19 protein-coding genes and 1 rRNA gene are annotated in these 18,938 nt (G+C 47.0%); 2 read left to right on the top strand and 18 right to left on the bottom strand.

Annotated features, from left to right (window positions below):
* Positions 1 to 15 precede the first annotated feature (15 nt).
* From E0496_RS21045 to E0496_RS21010, 8 genes are all read right to left on the bottom strand, one after another.
* Positions 16 to 444, bottom strand: a complete 429-nt coding sequence (locus E0496_RS21045) for a Mini-ribonuclease 3 (protein ID WP_141503787.1) — start codon at positions 442 to 444, stop codon at positions 16 to 18.
* Entirely contained in the window at positions 441 to 1,883 is a 1,443-nt protein-coding gene (gene cysS, locus E0496_RS21040) for a cysteine--tRNA ligase (protein WP_141503786.1), read from the bottom strand. The genes E0496_RS21045 and cysS overlap by 4 nt, the downstream gene beginning before the upstream one ends.
* Positions 1,880 to 2,542: a serine O-acetyltransferase gene (cysE, locus tag E0496_RS21035; protein ID WP_141503785.1), complete on the bottom strand. Its 663-nt coding sequence runs from the start codon at positions 2,540 to 2,542 to the stop codon at positions 1,880 to 1,882. Before cysE ends, cysS begins: the two co-directional genes overlap by 4 nt.
* A gap of 18 nt (positions 2,543 to 2,560) precedes the next feature.
* On the bottom strand, positions 2,561 to 2,983 hold the full coding sequence (locus E0496_RS21030) for a hypothetical protein (protein ID WP_206669829.1): 423 nt from the start codon (positions 2,981 to 2,983) through the stop codon (positions 2,561 to 2,563).
* An 81-nt stretch (positions 2,984 to 3,064) separates the two neighbouring features.
* On the bottom strand, positions 3,065 to 4,537 hold the full coding sequence (gene gltX, locus E0496_RS21025; protein WP_141503783.1) for a glutamate--tRNA ligase: 1,473 nt from the start codon (positions 4,535 to 4,537) through the stop codon (positions 3,065 to 3,067).
* Positions 4,538 to 4,599: 62 nt separating this feature from the next.
* Entirely contained in the window at positions 4,600 to 5,082 is a 483-nt protein-coding gene (gene ispF / locus E0496_RS21020) for a 2-C-methyl-D-erythritol 2,4-cyclodiphosphate synthase (protein ID WP_141503782.1), read from the bottom strand.
* On the bottom strand, positions 5,079 to 5,798 hold the full coding sequence (ispD, locus tag E0496_RS21015) for a 2-C-methyl-D-erythritol 4-phosphate cytidylyltransferase (protein ID WP_141503781.1): 720 nt from the start codon (positions 5,796 to 5,798) through the stop codon (positions 5,079 to 5,081). The genes ispF and ispD overlap by 4 nt, the downstream gene beginning before the upstream one ends.
* Positions 5,799 to 5,947: 149 nt before the next feature.
* Positions 5,948 to 7,045 carry a PIN/TRAM domain-containing protein gene (locus E0496_RS21010; protein ID WP_141503780.1) on the bottom strand — a complete coding sequence of 366 codons (1,098 nt, stop codon included), beginning with the start codon at positions 7,043 to 7,045 and terminating at the stop codon, positions 5,948 to 5,950.
* Positions 7,046 to 7,221: 176 nt separating this feature from the next.
* On the opposite strand from E0496_RS21010, the gene E0496_RS21005 reads away from it, so the two are divergent.
* Positions 7,222 to 7,617 carry a nucleoside triphosphate pyrophosphohydrolase family protein gene (locus E0496_RS21005; protein WP_141503779.1) on the top strand — a complete coding sequence of 132 codons (396 nt, stop codon included), beginning with the start codon at positions 7,222 to 7,224 and terminating at the stop codon, positions 7,615 to 7,617.
* 60 nt (positions 7,618 to 7,677) lie between these two features.
* Here E0496_RS21005 and E0496_RS21000 read toward each other — a convergent pair whose 3' ends face one another.
* A complete protein-coding gene (locus E0496_RS21000) occupies positions 7,678 to 8,475 on the bottom strand; it encodes an HD-GYP domain-containing protein (RefSeq protein WP_141503778.1) in 798 nt (265 codons plus the stop codon).
* On the opposite strand from E0496_RS21000, the gene E0496_RS20995 reads away from it, so the two are divergent.
* Entirely contained in the window at positions 8,460 to 9,422 is a 963-nt protein-coding gene (locus tag E0496_RS20995) for a tyrosine-type recombinase/integrase (RefSeq protein ID WP_241674915.1), read from the top strand. The two genes, E0496_RS21000 and E0496_RS20995, sit on opposite strands and share 16 nt — an antisense overlap.
* A 281-nt stretch (positions 9,423 to 9,703) precedes the next feature.
* Here E0496_RS20995 and pssA read toward each other — a convergent pair whose 3' ends face one another.
* From pssA to rrf, 9 genes are all read right to left on the bottom strand, one after another.
* Complete coding sequence (gene pssA / locus E0496_RS20990) at positions 9,704 to 10,450, bottom strand: CDP-diacylglycerol--serine O-phosphatidyltransferase (RefSeq protein ID WP_141503777.1); 747 nt, start codon at positions 10,448 to 10,450, stop codon at positions 9,704 to 9,706.
* An 88-nt stretch (positions 10,451 to 10,538) separates the two neighbouring features.
* Positions 10,539 to 11,615 (bottom strand): DNA integrity scanning diadenylate cyclase DisA, encoded by a 1,077-nt coding sequence (gene disA, locus E0496_RS20985; RefSeq protein WP_141503776.1) that lies wholly within the window; start codon positions 11,613 to 11,615, stop codon positions 10,539 to 10,541.
* Between the two features lie 10 nt (positions 11,616 to 11,625).
* Complete coding sequence (gene radA, locus E0496_RS20980; RefSeq protein ID WP_141503775.1) at positions 11,626 to 12,993, bottom strand: DNA repair protein RadA; 1,368 nt, start codon at positions 12,991 to 12,993, stop codon at positions 11,626 to 11,628.
* Positions 12,994 to 13,388: 395 nt separating this feature from the next.
* Entirely contained in the window at positions 13,389 to 13,727 is a 339-nt protein-coding gene (locus E0496_RS20975) for an antibiotic biosynthesis monooxygenase (RefSeq protein WP_141503774.1), read from the bottom strand.
* Positions 13,728 to 13,859: 132 nt separating this feature from the next.
* The gene (gene clpC / locus E0496_RS20970) at positions 13,860 to 16,319 is read right to left on the bottom strand and encodes an ATP-dependent protease ATP-binding subunit ClpC (protein WP_141503773.1); all 2,460 of its coding nucleotides are present in this window, start codon (positions 16,317 to 16,319) and stop codon (positions 13,860 to 13,862) included.
* Positions 16,316 to 17,401 carry a protein-arginine kinase McsB gene (locus E0496_RS20965; RefSeq protein WP_141503772.1) on the bottom strand — a complete coding sequence of 362 codons (1,086 nt, stop codon included), beginning with the start codon at positions 17,399 to 17,401 and terminating at the stop codon, positions 16,316 to 16,318. The genes clpC and E0496_RS20965 overlap by 4 nt, the downstream gene beginning before the upstream one ends.
* Positions 17,402 to 17,429: 28 nt before the next feature.
* Entirely contained in the window at positions 17,430 to 17,954 is a 525-nt protein-coding gene (locus tag E0496_RS20960) for a protein-arginine kinase activator protein McsA (RefSeq protein WP_141503771.1), read from the bottom strand.
* 37 nt (positions 17,955 to 17,991) lie between these two features.
* On the bottom strand, positions 17,992 to 18,453 hold the full coding sequence (locus E0496_RS20955) for a CtsR family transcriptional regulator (RefSeq protein WP_141503770.1): 462 nt from the start codon (positions 18,451 to 18,453) through the stop codon (positions 17,992 to 17,994).
* A gap of 378 nt (positions 18,454 to 18,831) precedes the next feature.
* Positions 18,832 to 18,938, bottom strand: a 5S ribosomal RNA gene (rrf, locus tag E0496_RS20950); the annotation flags it as partial.

Genomic DNA, 18,938 nt, shown 5'->3' with positions numbered 1-18,938 from the left:
TTCAAAGCCCATCATCTATGGTTTGGGTTGTTCTCCCAGTGCAATATCAAACAATTCATGCAATCTTTCCATGCGCCCCTCATAATACAGGTAGCCTACGAGACTCTCCAAAGCGGTAGCGAGCCGATAATCGGCAAGATCGGCATTTTTAGGTGGCGTGCCAGACTTGGCATTGCGGCCCCGGCGGACAATGTCCGCCTCTTCCTCTGTTAAATGTGGCTGCCAGCGGTCCAGCGTTCTTTTTTGTCCTTTGGCGGACACAAATTTCGTTGCTTCTCGATGAATATGATGTGATTTCTGATTCGGAAGCGAAATTAAATATTGCCGTACGAGCAATTCAAAGACCGCATCCCCTATATACGCCAGGATAACAGGATTCATTAGCTGCGGCTTTTTGGAAGGCGGATGAAAGAGCAGCATATTTGTATCGATGTGCTCGCTCATTTGCGCCGCCAGCGGATACCTTGCGGCGTATCCTCAAGCACGATGTTCTTTTCCGTGAGCAGTACCCGTATCTCATCCGCTCTAGCCCAATTTTTAGATTGGCGGGCTTCGGTACGCTCTACAATCAGCTGTTCAATATCCGCATCCAGCAGCTCGGCATCCGCTTGCTGCTGCGGCAGCAGTCCAAGGACAGCATCCATACGCTCCAGCAAGGTAAGCAAAGCAAGGATAGCGCCTGCAGCAGCATCCGCACGATTTAAATATTGATTAGCCTCAGCAACAAGATCAAAGATAGACGTTATCGCATCAGGCGTATTAAAATCATCGCTCATTTTGGCATGGAATTGTTCATGAATTGACTTTAGCTTCGAATCCAATGCATCATCGCCCGATGGAATAAGACCACTCGTTCCATGCCCTGCTTGCGGCAGCTCTGATTTTAAGGCAGCAAGCCTGTGCTTAAGATTCGCTGCACTGTTTGCAATTCGCTCCACGCTGTTTTCCGCTTGAGCCACCGTTTCGTCACTGAAATTCAGCGGGCTCCGGTAATGGGTAGAGAGCATAAAGTAACGCAAAGCATTCGGCTTTACCCGCTTCACCAGCTCATGTACTGTAATGCCGTTGCCAAGCGATTTGGACATTTTCTCGTTGTTAATGTGAATATAACCGTTGTGCATCCAGTAATTCGAAAGCGGTTTGCCTGTTAAAGCCTCGGATTGCGCGCATTCGCACTCATGATGCGGAAACTGCAGATCATGTCCCCCGCCGTGAATATCCAGCGTGTCTCCAAGATAAGCACGGGCCATGGCTGAGCATTCTATATGCCAGCCCGGACGACCTTCGCCAAATGGACTTTCCCATTTAATTTCTCCCGGCTTGGCACCCTTCCATAACACAAAATCCTGCTGATTCTCTTTACGATCGCCAATCTCAACCCGAATGCCGAACTGCAGCTCTTCGATATTTTGATGGGACAGCTTCCCGTAATCTGCAAATGCAGCCGTACGGTAGTAAACGTCACCCTCACTCATATAAGCATAGCCTTTGTCGATCAGCCCTTGAATAAACGCAATGATCTGAGGGATATGCTCCGTTACACGCGGATTAAGCGTCGCTTTATGAACGCCAAGCGCCTCAATATCTGCATAAAACGCTGCAATAAACTTCTCCGCAACTTCTGGCACAGTCGTTCCCAATTGCTCTGCTTTGCGAATCAGCTTATCGTCAACATCAGTGAAATTCACAACATATTGTACTTCATTTCCGACATCCTCCAAATAACGGCGGACAACGTCGAAGAAAATAACGGGCCGCGCGTTGCCGATATGAATATAATCATATACGGTGGGTCCACAGACATACATTTTCACTTTCCCCGGCTCTTGCGGGACAAACGTTTCTTTTTGCCTGGATAGGGTGTTGAACAAAGATACTGTCATTTTCGTATTTCTCCTCCAGCTACAGGTTCCCGAAGCTGCTTCAGTTCGGTTTTCAAATCATCGATTTCCTTTTGCATCGTGCGGAACATTTCTATGACCGGATCAGGAAGCTGCGTATGGTCAAGCCGATCGCCAACGCGCTGCCCGTTCCGTTTAACTACGCGGCCGGGATTGCCCACTACTGTACAATTGGCAGGAACCTCTCTCAGCACTACCGCATTCGATCCGATATTAGAGAACTCCCCCACTTCGAACGAACCAAGCACCTTCGCTCCAGAGCCAATAACTACATTATTGCCAATAGTCGGATGACGCTTCCCTTTTTCCTTGCCCGTTCCGCCAAGCGTTACGCCCTGGTAGATGACAACATCATCCCCGATCTCGCAGGTTTCTCCTATGACGACGCCCATGCCATGATCGATAAACAGACGGTCTCCGATTTGAGCCCCGGGATGAATCTCAATACCTGTCATAAAGCGGCTCACTTGAGAGACCATTCGCGCAAGCGTAAAGTATCCTTTGCGGTATAAAGGGTGTGCAATACGATGCGCCCATATCGCATGCAAGCCGGAATACGTGAAGACAACCTCGAAACGGCTTCGGGCAGCAGGATCATTCTCGAATACCGCTTGAATGTCCGATTGGAAATGACGAAACATAAGCAATGCTCCTTTTTTTCAAACGCTCATAAATTCCTTATAAAAAAAGAAAAGCCCCCGCAGCATCATATGCTGCAGAGGCGTGTAAACTCGCGGTTCCACTCTGCTTGAACAAGGAGCCAGCTTGCGCTGAAGCTTGTTCGTCTCAAGGTCTTTAACGCAGACGATACGTTGCTGCCTACCCTGCCTAGCCAGATGTACATCGTCATCGAAGATAAAACGGGAACGCTTTATCCATATGATCGTGTTTCTCTTGCTGAAGCAGCTCGGAACAAGGCTCCCAGGTGCATATTTCCGTTCGGCGGACCAGACAACTTGCAGCCACATTCTATATTCTCCTTGCCACATCTTGATGCGACGCCGATTCGAATGACGGTTGTCCTCTCTGCGAATCCACAAGCAAACGTACTTCTCCTGTTCATGGCCGTTCAATTCATTCATTTATTAGACATAGTATACCGAATACCCAAAAATGTGACAAGGACATTATGTCCACCTCATTTGGAGATCTGCCGAAATCGTTCAAACCCCGTAGCCTGTCAGACGGGTACGCAGCCGCTCAGCAACTTTTTCTTTGCCTAGCAAAGCAAGCGATTGGTTAAGGTCAGGACCATGTGTTTGACCAGTAAGTGCTGCACGGATCGGCATAAACAACTGTTTGCCTTTAAAGCCGGTTTCCTTCTGCACAGCCTTAATCATTTCTTTAATGCCATCCACTCCAAACGGAGATCCGCCCGCTTCAATCAGCGTCAAAAACGCCTGAAGTACGGTTGGCACCTGCTCTTCAGCCAGCACAGTCACGGCCTCTTCTTCATCCTCCACCGTGTCGCGGAAGAAGAGCTCTGTCATGGGCACGATCTCCGAAGCAGAACGAAGCTTGTCCTGGTGAAGCGCGACAAGGTCAGTCACCCATGCGCGGCCTTCCGCATCAAGCTCTGAAGCAACCCGGCCCGCTTCCTGCAAATGCGGCAAACAAAGGTCTACCACTCGCGACAAATCTGTTTTTTTCAAATATTCGTTGTTCATCCAGCTCAGCTTTTGCGTATCGAATACAGCCGGGCTTTTGCTCAAACGCTCCGGGTTAAAGACAGCAACAAGCTCCTCACGGGTGAAAATCTCCTGTTCGCCTTCCGGTGACCAGCCAAGCAGTGTAATAAAGTTAAACATGGCCTCTGGCAAATAACCGAGGTCATCGTATTGGGAAATAAATTGAATAATCGACTCATCGCGTTTGCTCAGTTTCTTGCGCTGCTCATTGACGATTAGCGTCATATGACCAAACTGCGGCGGCTCCCAGCCGAGAGCTTCGTAAATCATGAGCTGGCGAGGCGTATTCGAGATATGATCCTCACCACGGAGCACATGGCTAATTTTCATCAAGTAGTCATCCAATACAACCGCAAAGTTATATGTCGGTATACCGTCTTTCTTCACGATGACGAAGTCGCCCATCTCCGTTGTATCGAAGCTGATTGAACCTTTTACGATATCGTCAAAGGAATAGGTCCGTCCTTCAGGCACCCGGAAGCGAATGCTTGGCACACGACCCTCTGCTTCAAAAGCTTGCCGCTGCTCTTCCGTCAAGTTACGGTGCTGTCCGGAATAGCGAGGTGTCTCTCCGCGCTCCGTTTGCTCCTCGCGCTCCCGCTCAAGCTCTTCCTCCGTGCAATAGCAGCGATAGGCAAGCCCTTGATCAATCAGCTGCTGCCAATATTGGCTGTAAATATCAAGACGCTCTGTCTGTCGGTATGGACCATAGCCCCCACCGATATCAATGCTCTCATCCCAATCGATGCCGAGCCATTTCAAATATTTAAGCTGGCTTTCTTCTCCGCCCGCTACATTCCGCTTTACATCGGTATCTTCAATCCGAATAATAAACTTTCCGCCTTGATTTCTTGCATACAAATAATTGAATAATGCCGTTCTTGCATTGCCAATATGTAAATGTCCCGTTGGAGACGGGGCATAACGAACCCGAACCTCTGCTGTCATCTCAAATGCCTCCTCAAAATTTTGTCCCACGCCGCTACTGCATTAAAGTTGAATATTCCCGATCATAGCACATCCTTGATGAGGCAGACAACGGATTGTGCCGCAATTCCCTCACCGCGTCCCGCAAAACCAAGCTGCTCTGTCGTGGTCGCCTTAACGTTCACTTGGCTCACATCAGCCTCAAGCGCATTCGCAATAATTTCCGCCATTTGCGGAATGTAGGTCAGCATTTTCGGACGCTGCGCAATAATGGTAGAGTCAATATTGCCGAGTTTATAGCCGCGTTCACGCACCAGTTTCCAAATTTCCTCCAGCAATTTCAAGCTGTCCGCATCTTTGAATGCGGCATCCGTATCCGGGAAATGCTTGCCGATATCGCCAAGCCCGAGCGCTCCCAATATCGCATCCGTCACCGCATGCAGCAGAACATCTGCGTCAGAGTGACCAAGTAGTCCTTTCTCATATGGGATCGTTACTCCCCCAATAATACAAGGACGCCCTTCTACCAATTGATGCACATCAAACCCCTGTCCAACTCGAATCATTCTTGCCCACCGTTCCCCTCTGCCTGATCGGCACGACGCTTCGTGAGCAAAAATTCCGCCCACGGCAAATCTTCAGGCGTCGTAATTTTTATATTTGTGTATTCGCCTTCCGCAACAATGACGTTAGCCCCTAACCGCTCAACGACCATAGCATCATCGGTTCCGATGAATTGCTCTTCACGCGCGCGTTCATGCGCTTCGAGCAGCAGGACACGACGAAAAGCTTGCGGCGTTTGAATCGCCCACAAGCTTCGGCGGTCTGGTGTTGAAACGATTACACCCGCTTCATCCACTTGTTTAATCGTATCCTTCACCGGAACAGCAAGCACCGCAGCGCCGCTTTGCTCCGCCATTGCACAGCAAGCCTGTACAGCTGCAGCCGTAACAAGCGGACGTACCCCGTCATGTACCATCACCCAGTCCGTCGATAGCGCCTGCAGCCCGCAGTAAACGGAATGCTGGCGCTCATCGCCACCGGCGACAACGGACTTCACCTTGGTTATCCCATAATGCGTTACCCAACTGCGGCACCGCTCCACATCATCGCTTCCTACAACCAGCACAGCTTCCTTCACCGTATCCATCGACTGGAACAGCTCTAGAGTATGAACAAGAATAGGCTTGTCCCCTAGCTGCAAATATTGCTTGCTCTCCTTCGTCCCCATCCTTGTGCCTCTTCCGGCTGCAACGATGATAACTCCCCAATCTGCTCCCATGCCTCGACCCGCCTCACACTGTGTTAAAACATAAGCAGCCAGAAGACTCACGTCCATTAACCTGCTTATATTTCACTGCGAAACGAGCTTGTCCGCCACCATGGCGGCGTCAGCCGTTTGCGCTTAAACAATAGTACTATCATACCTTGTTACAGCGCTTTTTCCAACAGCTTCGGCTTTGCAAATATCATTCGGCCCGCAGACGTTTGCAGCACGCTCGTTACCAGCACTTCCATCGTTGTGCCGATATATTCACGTCCGCCCTCTACCACGATCATGGTTCCGTCGTCTAAATAAGCTACGCCTTGTCCATGCTCTTTGCCGTCTTTTATCACTTGAACGATGATTTCTTCTCCAGGCAGGACGACAGGCTTCACTGCATTAGCCAAATCATTAATGTTTAGTACAGATACCCCTTGCAGCTCACATACCTTATTTAAATTAAAATCGTTCGTAACTACCTTGCCGTGAAGAGCTTTAGCCAGCTTGACAAGCTTGCTGTCCACCTCGCCAATCTCCTCGAAGTCTCCTTCGTAAATAAGCACCTTCACATCAAGCTCTTTTTGAATCTTGTTCAAAATGTCCAGGCCACGCCGTCCTCTGTTGCGTTTGAGCAAATCCGAAGAGTCTGCAATATGTTGAAGCTCCTCCAGTACAAATTCGGGAATGACCAATGTTCCTTCTATAAAACCTGTTTTACAAATATCAGCAATACGGCCGTCGATGATAACGCTCGTATCCAGTATCTTATGCTCTTCGTATCCTCCCGCTTCATCTGCAGCTGGCACACTCCTGCGCCTCTCCAGCAGGGCAGCAAAGCCTTCTGCCAGCTCCTCCTGCTTATGCAGACCAATATGAAAGCCCAAATAACCGAAGCATACCATCATCACGGCAGGAATGAGTCTGCCTAGCCCCTCTAGACCTGCGACTGCTGGATAAAGCAATACGGTAAGCAATAGACCCGCGAGCAAACCGCCCGCACCGGCAATCAGCTTTTGCATAGGCAGCTCTGCCGCCTGCTCCGCTCCCTTATTCATCATCCGAATGATTTGTCCTGCTAGCATCGTTGCCACAACCACACCAAAAACCGCACCAATGGCTACATTCATGTAATAAGTGCCGGATCGCTGCATCATTCCGAAGGATGAGCCTGACCATACGGCCGCTCCGTAGATCCATCCGTATACTTCTCCGCCTGCCATACCACCAAACATCATACCCATTAGTTGAATTATTCGTCTAACCATTATGGTTCACCTCCATTACAATTATGTTCCAATAATTGGCTTGTTAACCCTAGAGGCGATCATTTCATACAAAGATTTATAATTTTTAATAATTCACATTTTGAAAACAGCGCTAAGGAAGCTTATAATGGAAAATAAGATCACATCCTATGAGGTTGGTGAAAGAGGTGGAACCGATGAGCGCTCCTACACTGGATCAATTTCAGCAGCAAGTATCCGAATTGCTGCTCCGGCACCGCAGCTTGCTAGATGTCATGTCAAAATTTGGTCAAGCTGGTTCTTCCGTTAACCGCGCCGTCACGAAAGCCGTGACCGATTGCGGCTGCATCGAACTAAACGCCCGTAAGCAGCAGTATTCCGACGACTCTGATCTTGAGCACGCCAAAGAGACGCTGCAAAGCCATCTCTCAGGAGCTGTCTGCGAGCATTGCCGCGACGTCCTGAAGGCCGAGCTAGGCCGCAACTTATTTTACATGACTGCGTTATGCAATTTGCTCGACATTCAACTTGATGAGGTTATTGCTGACGAGTACGACAAGTGCACGACACTAGGCCTGTTTAATTTAACGTAACTATACAAACAAGAAAAAAAGCTTTGAGGGAACCTTCTCCTCAAAGCTTTTTTGTGCCGCCTACTTTTCTTTCGAATAAATATAACTGAAATAAAGGGACATTTCTTCGGTTGAAATCGAAATCAGCATATCTACGAGTTTTCCATCAAACTGCGTATTCCTATTTCTACTCAACTCTTGATAAGCCTGCTCTTTAGTAAACGGCTTACGGTATGGACGTACAGACAGCATTGAATCAAAAGCATCAATAACGGAGCATGCTCTCGCGAATAAAGGAATGGACTTGCCATACATCCCAGCAGGATATCCTTCCCCATCATATCTTTCATGGTGATGCCGCACCAAATCCAAAATATTGGCATCAAAAAACGAATGATTTTTCAAAATATCTTCCCCATATACCGGATGCTTGCGCAAGATGTTCCATTCCCACTCACTTAAGTGTTCTTTTTTATGCAAAATATCGTTAGGCACCCTTACCTTGCCTACATCATGCAGGAAACACCCTCTGATGAACGAGGCATTATCTTGCTCAGAAAGATTTAAATACGGCGCGATAATTTCGGCTAACAGAGCTACTCTGACACAGTGCCGGTAAGTAGCCGGGCTTTTATACATCAAGTACTTCATCCAACTTCCCGCGTTGGTTTGCTGTAAGGAAACTACTTCCGCATAGCCTGGACTAATCGACATTCGCTTCTCCTCTTCAACCCAGTTAAAATGGCATAATGGTTGCTTTTGTAACTTTTTTTGTAAAATATAGTCTATAGGCTTAGAAAAATGATACACGCGGCTAGGTGTCGCATAATAACAGTTATACGACAACATGAGGAGGATTTCTGGTGAAAACAGAGTCATATGCAGAGGAAAAACGTTCGATACAGGTATTAAAAGAGAAAGAAATAAAATTTACCGATGAGCAAAAAATCCAGATGTTTTTAAGCAATCGCAGCAGATCAGAGCATACCTACAAGAGTTATTTCAGAGCCATCGAACGCTTCCGGAACTTTATATCCTATCGGAATTTAAACGAAATAACCTGGAGGGAAATCGAAGCCTTTAAGTTATTTCTTATGGCTGTAAAAAAAGAGAAAAACGAACTGCCGCTTGCTCCAGCTTCCATTTCCGTTACGATGGCAGCCATTAAATCTATGTACAAATGGGGAAGTGATCCCAATATTGGATTATTTAATCACAATCCTACAAGCAGTGTGCGTCTGCCTGTCATCCCTCTGATGAGTAAAAAGCACTTTCTCACGAAAAATGAAGTGAAAAAATTGCTGCATTTTCTACAACATGATAACAAACGCAATTATTTAATCGCCCTAAGCCTCCTCCTGCTCGGCTTGCGAGTATCGGAGCTTTGTGCCGTTCGCTGGTGTGATTTTTATTCAGACCCAATGGAATCAACCGTATGGCTTACGGTTACACGAGGCAAAGGCGGAAAAATAAGGGAGATCAAGGTTCCCCGTCATTTATGGATGCTTTACACGGAGCTGTTAAGTACAAAGCCGCATCTATCGAGCAAATCAGAAGAACAAATCTTTAGCATTACAACGAGACAGGTGGAACGGATGATCAAAGCTTCCTGTCTGAAATGTGGATTGGATAAACCCGTTACCCCTCATTGGCTAAGGCATACTAATGCTACATTAGCCTTATTAAATGGCGCATCCTTGCAGCAGGTTCAGGAATCATTAGGTCATTCGCATATTAATACGACGCAGCGATATTTGCATACGGTTGAACAGTTAACGAAATCCGCTTCTGATTATGTCGAGGAATTATTAATCGGTCATACCTAACGACCTAATTAAAAAGGTCTTTCTTCCTATAGATTTAAATAGAAAGTTGTATTGATGGCATTAATGGCATATAATAGTAAGTAACATTTTCGAATATTGTGTCTAAAAATGTCGTATAACTGTTATTATGCGACTTCCCGCTTGCATTTATTATAATGTTTCTGATTTAGATATTGTTTTATTTGTTAATTATTTATCATTTAATGTTATAAACAAAAAAATAGCGTTCCTAAACACAATAATTTGTGATTAGGAACGCTATTTTTATTGTTTCAACCAGTTCACGCCGGCTTCTCTGACTTAACGGAATCGTCCGAAGCTTCTTCCCGCTTCTTCCTTTTCCGGTTTCGTTTGGGCAATCGGCGATCAACGTTTTTTTTTAGGCCGTACAGCGCGTAAAGCAACAGCGGTACAAACACGATTTTAGATAAGTGATTTTTGAATACCAAACCGAGCACCACAGATATAACAATGATGATAGGGACAACCCATACTGCGCTTTTGGGGATGCCAACCTTTTTGAAATTCGGATATTTAACGGTGCTGACCATTAGCAGCGCAAGCACTAGTGTGCTTGTAAGCAGCACTGATACGTAAATGTCATCTTTGAAAAGCGCTAATGTCGCCAGTACACCGCCAGCAGCCGGGATCGGCAAGCCAATAAAGTAACCAGGCGCGCTTGAAATCACATTAAAGCGGGCAAGCCGCAATGCGCCACAGATCGGAAACAATGCTGTAATAATCCAAGCCAACGCTGGATTAAGATCTTGAAACGCTACAACATACATAATGAATGCAGGCGCTACACCAAACGAAATCACATCAGATAAAGAGTCCAGCTCCTTACCAAATTCACTTTGAACGTTTAGCGCCCGAGCAACGCGTCCGTCTACACCGTCGAGCAGCATGGCGATTAGCACCATCATTGCCGCCGTATCTGGTTTTTCATTAAATACAAGAATGATGGCGATTACTCCAAGGAATAAGTTCCCCACCGTGAGAAGGCTCGGTATCGATTTTACGATCATCTTTTCCACCTCTTCTCTACTATGCCCCAAAAACCTTAACGAATGTACCTTCACGTTACAGGACCACATTCAATCCATTGTATGGGATTTAGATTTGCCTGTCAATGAACATCTGCTCTTGGATGCGCTTGAGCCCTTCCTTTATCGCCCGGGCCCTGACCTCGCCAATGCCTTCTACCTCATCCAATTCCTCGATCGTGGCCATCAGAATATGAGGCAACCGTCCGAATCGTTCGATGAGATTATTCATGATAATAAGCGGTAACCTAGGTATTTTGTTCAGTAAGCGATAGCCGCGTGGGGAGACGGATTCATCATTCATGTTGCTCGTATGAGAGTAACCGATCAAACGGATAATCGGTGGAGCATCAAGCAGCTCTTCCGAGCTGAGCTTCTTGAGGCCTGCCCGTATTTCCCGAATTTTCTCGTCGGAATTCTCTTTGGCATAATCCTTAAGCAAATACCAAGCGTCCTCTTCTACTCCGCCAACCAATTCATCCATTTGCATGCTGATGAGACGCCCTTCGGTGCCAAGCTCATTGACATAACGTTTGATCTCCATTTTGATGCGCAGTACCATTTCAACACGCTGGATGACATGCGCAACCTCTTGCAGTGTGACAAGCTCCTCAAACTCAAGAGCTGACAAGTTGGTAAAGGATTGACTTAGTACCGCTTTATATTTCTCGAGCGTTTGGATCGCCTGATTCGCCTTCGTCAAAATAACGCCCATATCCTTTAGCGAATACCGAAGGTTCCCCTGATACAGGGTAATGATATTTCGGCGCTGCGAGATAGACACGACGAGCTTGCCTGTTTGCTTGGCAACTCGTTCAGCCGTACGGTGCCTAATACCCGTTTCAATCGAAGGGATCGAGCTGTTCGGTATAAGCTGTGTATTGGCATATAAGATGCGGCGCATATCCTCACTCAAAATAATTGCGCCATCCATCTTGGCAAGCTCATACAAATAGTTCGGTGAGAAGTCGCAATTGATGGAGAAACCTCCATCTACAACTTCCATTACTTCAGGACTATAGCCGACAACAAGCAAAGCTCCCGTTTTCGCCCGAAGCACATTCTCAAGTCCATCACGAAAAGGGGTACCTGGTGCGACTAATTGCAACAATTGGTTCATGATTTCAAGCTGAGTAGGTTCCTTCATCGTCTGCCCCCTATCCAAGCGCTGCCTTAAGTGCTTCTGACACTGTGCTTACGCCAATAATTTCGATGCCAGCGGGCGGCTTCCAGCCCTTTAAGCTTTTCTCTGGCATAATAACGCGTTTAAATCCAAGCTTCTCCGCTTCCTTCACCCGTTGTTCGGCACGAGATACTGCCCTGACTTCACCTGTGAGCCCAACCTCGCCAAAAATAACGTCATAAGGCTTCGTCGGCGCATCGCGAAAGCTGGATGCTATACTAACCGCAGCTGCAAGATCTACAGCTGGCTCATCAAGCTTCACGCCTCCTGCGACATTCAAGTACGCATCCTGTGTCTGCAAGAACATCCCATTTCGCTTCTCCAATACCGCAATGATAAGTGCCATCCGATTATGGTCTATGCCGGTAGACATCCTCCGCGGAGAAGGGAAATTTGTAGTCGCAACGAGCGCTTGCAGTTCTACGAGCACCGGTCTTGTACCTTCCATGCTCGCTACAACGGTCGAGCCGGATACGCCGAGAGGACGCTCAGACAAGAACAGCTCGGAAGGATTTGATACCTCTCTGAGGCCATCCTCGCCCATCTCGAAGATACCTATCTCATTCGTCGATCCAAACCGATTCTTCACTGCTCTTAAAATCCGGTACGTATGATGTCGTTCCCCTTCAAAATAAAGAACACAATCCACCATATGCTCAAGCAATCTTGGCCCTGCAATTGCGCCTTCCTTCGTCACATGGCCAACTAACACCGTAGCGATCCCTTTAATCTTGGCTACCCTCATAAAGTGTGCTGTACATTCTCGTACTTGAGACACGCTGCCTGGGGCTGATTGTACATTGGGATCATATACGGTTTGAATGGAATCAATAACAAGAAAATCAGGTTGGACCGATTCAATGGCATCATTAATTTGCTCCATATTGGTCTCGCATAATACATAAAGCGTTTCCGTAAGCGCACCAAGCCGGTCAGCTCTAAGTCTTGTTTGACGTACAGATTCCTCTCCAGAAATATAAAGCACCTTGAGTCCTTTCACCGCAAGAGCGTGAGAGGTTTGCAGCAGCAGTGTTGATTTTCCGATTCCCGGATCACCGCCTACAAGAATAAGCGAGCCTGGAACAACGCCTCCGCCTAGTACCCGGTTAAGCTCCAACATCCTTGTTTCAATACGAGGCTCTTGCCCACTTTCTATATGTATGATGGACTGCGGCTTTTCTTTCGCATGAAACGAAGACAATCCGACGCCCTTCGTCTTCACAACGGTTTCTTTCTCTTCCACCATAGAGTTCCAAGCATGGCAGCCTGGGCATTTTCCGAGCCACTTTGCCGATTCGGTCCCGCATTCTGTACATACAAACTTTGATTTGATTTTGGCCATTCTATACTCCTTAAACGTTATGGCTAGCTTAAAAATTTGAAGCCATCCCTAGCGATTTTGCTTAAAATGACACTATATAAAGTTTACCATTTTATGAGTCAGGTATAAACCCACATTGTTGATGAATTCGGAAATGTGCGTAGCTTTAACGTTTTGCCCACAGTTAAGCTTGTCCTTTTTAGCAAAAATATATTTTATCCACAGACTTATTAACATTACATCAACATTATCCACAGGACATCAACATATCCCCACAAGCGCTTTCATCAAATGGGCATAAAAAAAGGCTCTCGTTATCCACAGTGGATAAGAGAGCAAGCATAAAGGCCCTTGCATCACATTCATTTATGACGAAAACACACTACGCTTAAACGTAATCACGTTTGATTAAACCTCTACCCTGTTTGCCTCGCAACAAGTACACGGTGCGTCGTCAACTGTGAACCGAGCATTACGCACTCCGTTGGTTGTCCATCTGCGCCTTGCTGCTGGTTGCCGCGATGCGCATGTGCTTGCCTGAAAGAGTCGCTATTGACCCATCCTTCGAAAGCAGCTTTGTCTATCCATGTCGTGCTGACTTTGAGCTGATCGTATTCCTGCAGCCCTTCTGTCAGAAGAACTTCCATTCGTACAAAGCCTGAAGACTGGTCAATGCCCTTTGAATTTTCAAAACGTTTGGCCACGGTTTCTCCATGTCCCGTTTTCACTTTAATTGTATTTGTAACGACGATCATCGTTTTTCCTCCCATTCAATGTACCGCTTTATTCTTATTATACGATAATGATTCTCATTGTCAATTGTTGCACGACATAAAAACAACCCCGCAGCCATAATTTCTGGTTGCGGGGTTGTTTTTATTTTAGCCTTATTTCGCAGTGGATTCTTCTGGTTCCTGCTCCGAGACGGACTTGGTAACCGTTAGACCGCCATCTTTTTCATCAATCGTGAACGTATCGCCCTTTTGGATTTTGCCCATAAGCAAATCCTCGGACAACCGGTCCTCAATATGCTTCTGAATAGCACGGCGCAGTGGACGCGCTCCGTATTGCGGATCGTAGCCTTCCTTCGCGAGGAAATTTTTCGCAGCTTCCGTCAATATGAAATCAACATCTTGCTCGCGCAGACGCTTGCGAAGCTCATCTGACATCAATGTAACGATTTGAGCAATATGCTCTTCACCCAGTGAATGGAATACGATACTCTCATCAATACGGTTCAGGAACTCTGGACGGAAGCTTTTCTTCAGCTCTGCCAGAACTTTATCCTTCATTTGCAAGAAGTCGCGCCCTGCATCCTGTACGGCTGTGAAGCCGAGCGAGGAATTACGTTTGATTTGATCGGCGCCAACGTTCGACGTCATGATAATCAAGGTGTTGCGGAAGTCGACAACGCGCCCTTTGGAATCCGTCAAGCGGCCATCCTCTAGCACTTGCAGAAGGATATTGAATACTTCCGGGTGAGCTTTCTCGATCTCATCGAGCAGTACAACCGAGTAGGGCTTACGACGTACCTTCTCAGTGAGCTGCCCCCCTTCTTCGTATCCAACATAGCCTGGAGGCGCTCCGACAAGACGTGAAGTGGAATGCTTCTCCATGTACTCTGACATATCAATCCGAATGACGGCATTCTCATCACCAAACATCGCTTCAGCTAACGCTCTAGCCAGCTCCGTCTTACCAACGCCTGTTGGGCCCAAGAAGATAAACGACCCGATCGGGCGTTTAGGATCTTTCAGACCGGCACGCGCACGGCGAATGGCTCTTGATACCGATTTGACGGCATCGTCTTGGCCGATAATGCGGTCATGGAGGATATCCTCCATTTTAAGAAGACGCTCAGTTTCTTCCTCAGCCAATTTACTAACCGGGATACCCGTCCAGCTTGCAACGACTTGAGCAATATCCTCAGGCGTTACTTCAGAATCGGTACGGCCTTGCTTTTCTTTCCACTGGTTTTTGGTGATATCCAGTTCTTCACGAATTTTTTGCTCTGTATCACGAAGTGCAGCAGCCTTCTCAAACTCCTGGCTTTGAACCGCGGCATCCTTCTCCTTACGGATATCCTCCAAACGGTTCTCCAACTGTTTCAAATTCGGCGGTACAGTGTAGGAATGCAAGCGTACCTTGGAACCAGCTTCATCGATAAGGTCAATGGCTTTATCCGGCAAGAAACGGTCCGGAATATAACGATCAGACAGCTTAACGGCTTGCACAATGGCTTCATCCGTAATTTTCACACGGTGATGGGCTTCATAACGATCACGAAGTCCATACAAAATTTGAATCGCTTCTTCCGGTGAAGGCTGATCTACCGTAATTGGCTGGAAGCGACGCTCAAGTGCGGCGTCTTTCTCAATATATTTGCGGTACTCGTCAAGCGTCGTTGCACCTATGCACTGCAGCTCGCCCCGAGCAAGCGCTGGCTTCAAAATGTTTGAAGCATCAATCGCGCCCTCTGCTCCGCCTGCTCCAATCAAGGTATGAAGCTCATCAATGAATAGAATGATATTGCCAGCCTGGCGAATCTCATCCATAATTTTTTTCAGTCGATCCTCAAATTCACCACGGTACTTGGTACCCGCAACTACAGAGCCCATATCCAGCGTCATTACACGCTTATCCCGCAATGTCTCAGGAATTTCATTCTCGATAATTTTTTGTGCGAGCCCTTCAGCAATGGCTGTTTTACCAACCCCAGGTTCACCGATTAGAACTGGATTGTTTTTTGTCCGGCGACTTAGAACTTGGATAACACGCTCAATTTCTTTGCTCCGTCCAATAACGGGATCCAGATTTCCTTCCTTCGCATAGGCGGTAAGGTCTCTAGCAAGACCATCCAGCGTTGGCGTGCTAACATTGGCTGGCGAGCCATGATTGCTTGACACCGCCTCGCTGCTACCAAGCAGCTGCAGCACTTGCTGGCGTGCCTTATTCAGACTAATTCCAAGGTTGTTCAGCACACGTGCCGCAACGCCTTCTCCTTCGCGAATAAGACCAAGCAGAATATGCTCTGTACCTACGTACGTATGACCTAGCTTTCTCGCTTCATCCATGGAAAGCTCAATGACTTTCTTCGCACGCGGCGTATAAGCAATGTTGTTTGGCTGCTCTTGTCCGCGTCCGATTAATGCTTCGACCTCATCTTGAATTTTTTCAAGTCCAAGACCTAGTCCGATAAGAGCTTTGGCCGCGATTCCTTCCCCTTCACGAATGAGACCAAGTAAAATATGCTCTGTTCCAATATTGTTATGTCCTAAGCGGACTGCTTCTTCTTGCGCCAATGCCAGCACCTTCTGTGCTCGTTCCGTAAATCTTCCAAACATCATATTGATGCACCCCCATGGCCTTTTTCACCACGCAATTGCTTGCGTATGAGTTCTGCTCTCCTGAAATCCCTCTGCTCCGGGCTCATCTTCTCATCGAAGGTTTGCTGCAAAAATCCGGGCTGAGTCATTACCAAAAGCTCATTCAACATTTGTGGCGTTACATTCGTCAATATTCCGAGATCTGCACCAAGCCGTACATCTGACAGTCGCTGAGCCGATTCCTTCGAATCCATAATGGAAGCATACGACAAGATGCCATACGACCGCTTCACGCGATCCTCCGTTCTCAGTCGCGATTCCTGCATCAGCCGCTTGCGGGCAGCTTTCTCGTGTTCGATAATTTGTCTGGCCACACTGTAGAGATTGTCAATAATCTCATTTTCGGACTGTCCAAGCGTAATTTGATTCGACACTTGAAACAAATTCCCTAGTGCTTCACTGCCTTCCCCGTAGAGCCCTCTTACCGCGAGCCCAACTTGCGTCACCGCTGATAAAATACGATTAATTTGCGAGGTTAGCACGAGTGCCGGCAAATGCATCATAACCGATGCCCTGATGCCTGTGCCGACATTTGTCGGGCATGTCGTTAAATATCCACGCTTTTCATCGAAAGCATAATCAGCAGCTTCTTCAAAAATATCGTCAATTCCGCTGGCCAACGTCCATGCCTCCTGGATTTGGAATCCCGGATATAGACATTGAATGCGCAAATGATCTTCTTCGTTAATCATTATGCTTACAGATTCATTATCGCTTAAAATAACAGCCCCGCATTGCGATTCATTCGCTAAGTTAGGACTAATTAAATGTTTTTCGACAAGCACCCTTTTATCAAGCTCACTTAGATCCGACAAGATGATGGTTTCAAAAGAACCTATCGACTGCAGCTTACCGCTTTGGCTCACTTCAGTCAATTGATCCATTACATCCTTCGACTGCTGATCCGTAGCAAGCAAGGGAAAGGGCTGATGACGTAAATTTCGAGCAACGCGCACTCTGCTGCTAATGACAATTTCCGATTCCGGACCATCATCCTTCATCCATTCGCTTAGCGCGTGCTGTGAAAATCGATGCTTAGTCAAGAGTTTGACTCACTCCTTCTATGCCAGCCTACAGGTCTGCAATTTTGCGTTCCAGCTCACGTATTCGATCACGCAGCTGAGCTGCGCTCTCAAAGTCCTCATGCTCTATTTTGGCTTGCAAATCCCGTCTCAGCTGTTCGATTTCGCGCTTGCACTGAATTTGCCCGCCTGAACGCTTGGGTATTTTACCGCTGTGTATGGTGCTGCTGTGAACCCTTTTGAGAAGGGGATCAAGCTTATCCGCAAACGCCTGATAACAAGAGCTGCAGCCAAAGCGGCCGATCTTGCTGAACTGCGTGTATGTTAAGCCACAATCCTCACAGCGCAGCACTGGCTGCTTCGCAGCCCCACCCACACCCGAGCTGCCCATATGCTCAAAATCCAAAAGCCCTGACAATAAACTATGGATAGAGAAGCTGTTAGGTGCGCCTGGTATGCCCTCGCCCTTCTCGCGAGCACAACTTTCACAAATGTGAAATTCAGTTTTCTCACCGTTAACGATTTTCGTAAAATGAAGCGTTGCTGGCTTTTTGCCGCATTCTTGGCAATACAAAAGCCTGATCCCTCCCCTCGGTATACACGGCATCGCTTTATTTGACCAGCAATGAGATCAGCATGGATCTAAGCAGTCTCGCTCTTATCTCATCCCGCAGCGGCAGCTTTAATGTAATCGTATCCCGATGCACCGCTGCTCGAAGCAAATTCCCTTCGCGCTTTGTGATGAGGTTTGCTTCTTCCAGCTGATAAATTAGTCCTTCCGCAGCACCTTGATCAACACATTCCCCTACCGTTTCCTCGATATGGAATTGAATCGCCTTCAGTGCCGGAAGATCAACCCGTTGTATTCGGATATAGCCTCCGCCTCCGCGCTTGCTTTCAACCATGTATCCTTTCTCCATGGTAAATCGAGTGCTGATGACATAGTTGATTTGCGACGGTACACAAGAAAATTTGTCAGCCAAGTCATTGCGTTGAATTTCCACTGCGCCCCCCGGGCTGTCTTGGAGCATAAGCTTCAAATACTGTTCGATGAGATCGGAAATGTTTCGCAAACCACCAACCTCCCTGAGAAATAACCAATAAAGCCTAAGATGAAACATTTCATTCAATAAGCCTTTTTCAGTCAAATTCATTATACACCGAATATTCGGACAACTGACTTTGACTTTCTTTGACTTTGATTTTATTATATGCAATTTTAGAAAAAGGTCAAGTGCTGGAACAAAATCATTTTTTAATAGCTTGGTGCGCATGAAGCCTGTTTATACATGAATAGGGTCAAATAAACAGATAAAAGCTCGTTCCTTGCCTTGCGGCATAATGAAACGAGCACTAATCAACGGATGATTCATACCTATTTTGTATTTCCAAATCTATATCTTCTTTATAAAACAAAAAACCTATCGCATTACATGCGATAGGTCTCTCGTGCTTGGCGACGTCCTACTCTCCCAAGACCCTGCGGTCTAAGTACCATTGGCGCTGGAGGGCTTAACGGTCGTGTTCGGTATGGGAACGCGTGGTTCCCCTCCGCCAT

It is taken from the genome of Paenibacillus luteus (assembly GCF_006542765.1).
Lineage (GTDB): Bacteria > Bacillota > Bacilli > Paenibacillales > Paenibacillaceae > Pristimantibacillus > Pristimantibacillus luteus.
Note: the sequence above shows the minus strand (reverse complement) of the source record. Positions and strands in the feature narration are given on the sequence as shown.

Bases quoted from the DNA above. Each gene is read 5' to 3' on its own strand.
- gltX (WP_141503783.1), bottom strand. From the start codon at position 4,537: ATGACAGCAGAGGTTCGGGTTCGTTATGCCCCGTCTCCAACGGGACAT.
- ispF (WP_141503782.1), bottom strand. From the start codon at position 5,082: ATGATTCGAGTTGGACAGGGGTTTGATGTGCATCAATTGGTAGAAGGG.
- E0496_RS21010 (WP_141503780.1), bottom strand. From the start codon at position 7,045: ATGGTTAGACGAATAATTCAACTAATGGGTATGATGTTTGGTGGTATG.
- clpC (WP_141503773.1), bottom strand. From the start codon at position 16,319: ATGATGTTTGGAAGATTTACGGAACGAGCACAGAAGGTGCTGGCATTG.
- E0496_RS20975 (WP_141503774.1), bottom strand. From the start codon at position 13,727: ATGATCGTCGTTACAAATACAATTAAAGTGAAAACGGGACATGGAGAA.
- E0496_RS21000 (WP_141503778.1), bottom strand. From the start codon at position 8,475: ATGACTCTGTTTTCACCAGAAATCCTCCTCATGTTGTCGTATAACTGT.
- pssA (WP_141503777.1), bottom strand. From the start codon at position 10,450: ATGATCGTAAAATCGATACCGAGCCTTCTCACGGTGGGGAACTTATTC.
- cysE (WP_141503785.1), bottom strand. From the start codon at position 2,542: ATGTTTCGTCATTTCCAATCGGACATTCAAGCGGTATTCGAGAATGAT.
- ispD (WP_141503781.1), bottom strand. From the start codon at position 5,798: ATGGGAGCAGATTGGGGAGTTATCATCGTTGCAGCCGGAAGAGGCACA.
- disA (WP_141503776.1), bottom strand. From the start codon at position 11,615: ATGAAGGAACCTACTCAGCTTGAAATCATGAACCAATTGTTGCAATTA.
- E0496_RS21045 (WP_141503787.1), bottom strand. From the start codon at position 444: ATGAGCGAGCACATCGATACAAATATGCTGCTCTTTCATCCGCCTTCC.
- cysS (WP_141503786.1), bottom strand. From the start codon at position 1,883: ATGACAGTATCTTTGTTCAACACCCTATCCAGGCAAAAAGAAACGTTT.
- E0496_RS21005 (WP_141503779.1), top strand. From the start codon at position 7,222: ATGAGCGCTCCTACACTGGATCAATTTCAGCAGCAAGTATCCGAATTG.
- radA (WP_141503775.1), bottom strand. From the start codon at position 12,993: ATGGCCAAAATCAAATCAAAGTTTGTATGTACAGAATGCGGGACCGAA.
- E0496_RS21030 (WP_206669829.1), bottom strand. From the start codon at position 2,983: ATGAATGAATTGAACGGCCATGAACAGGAGAAGTACGTTTGCTTGTGG.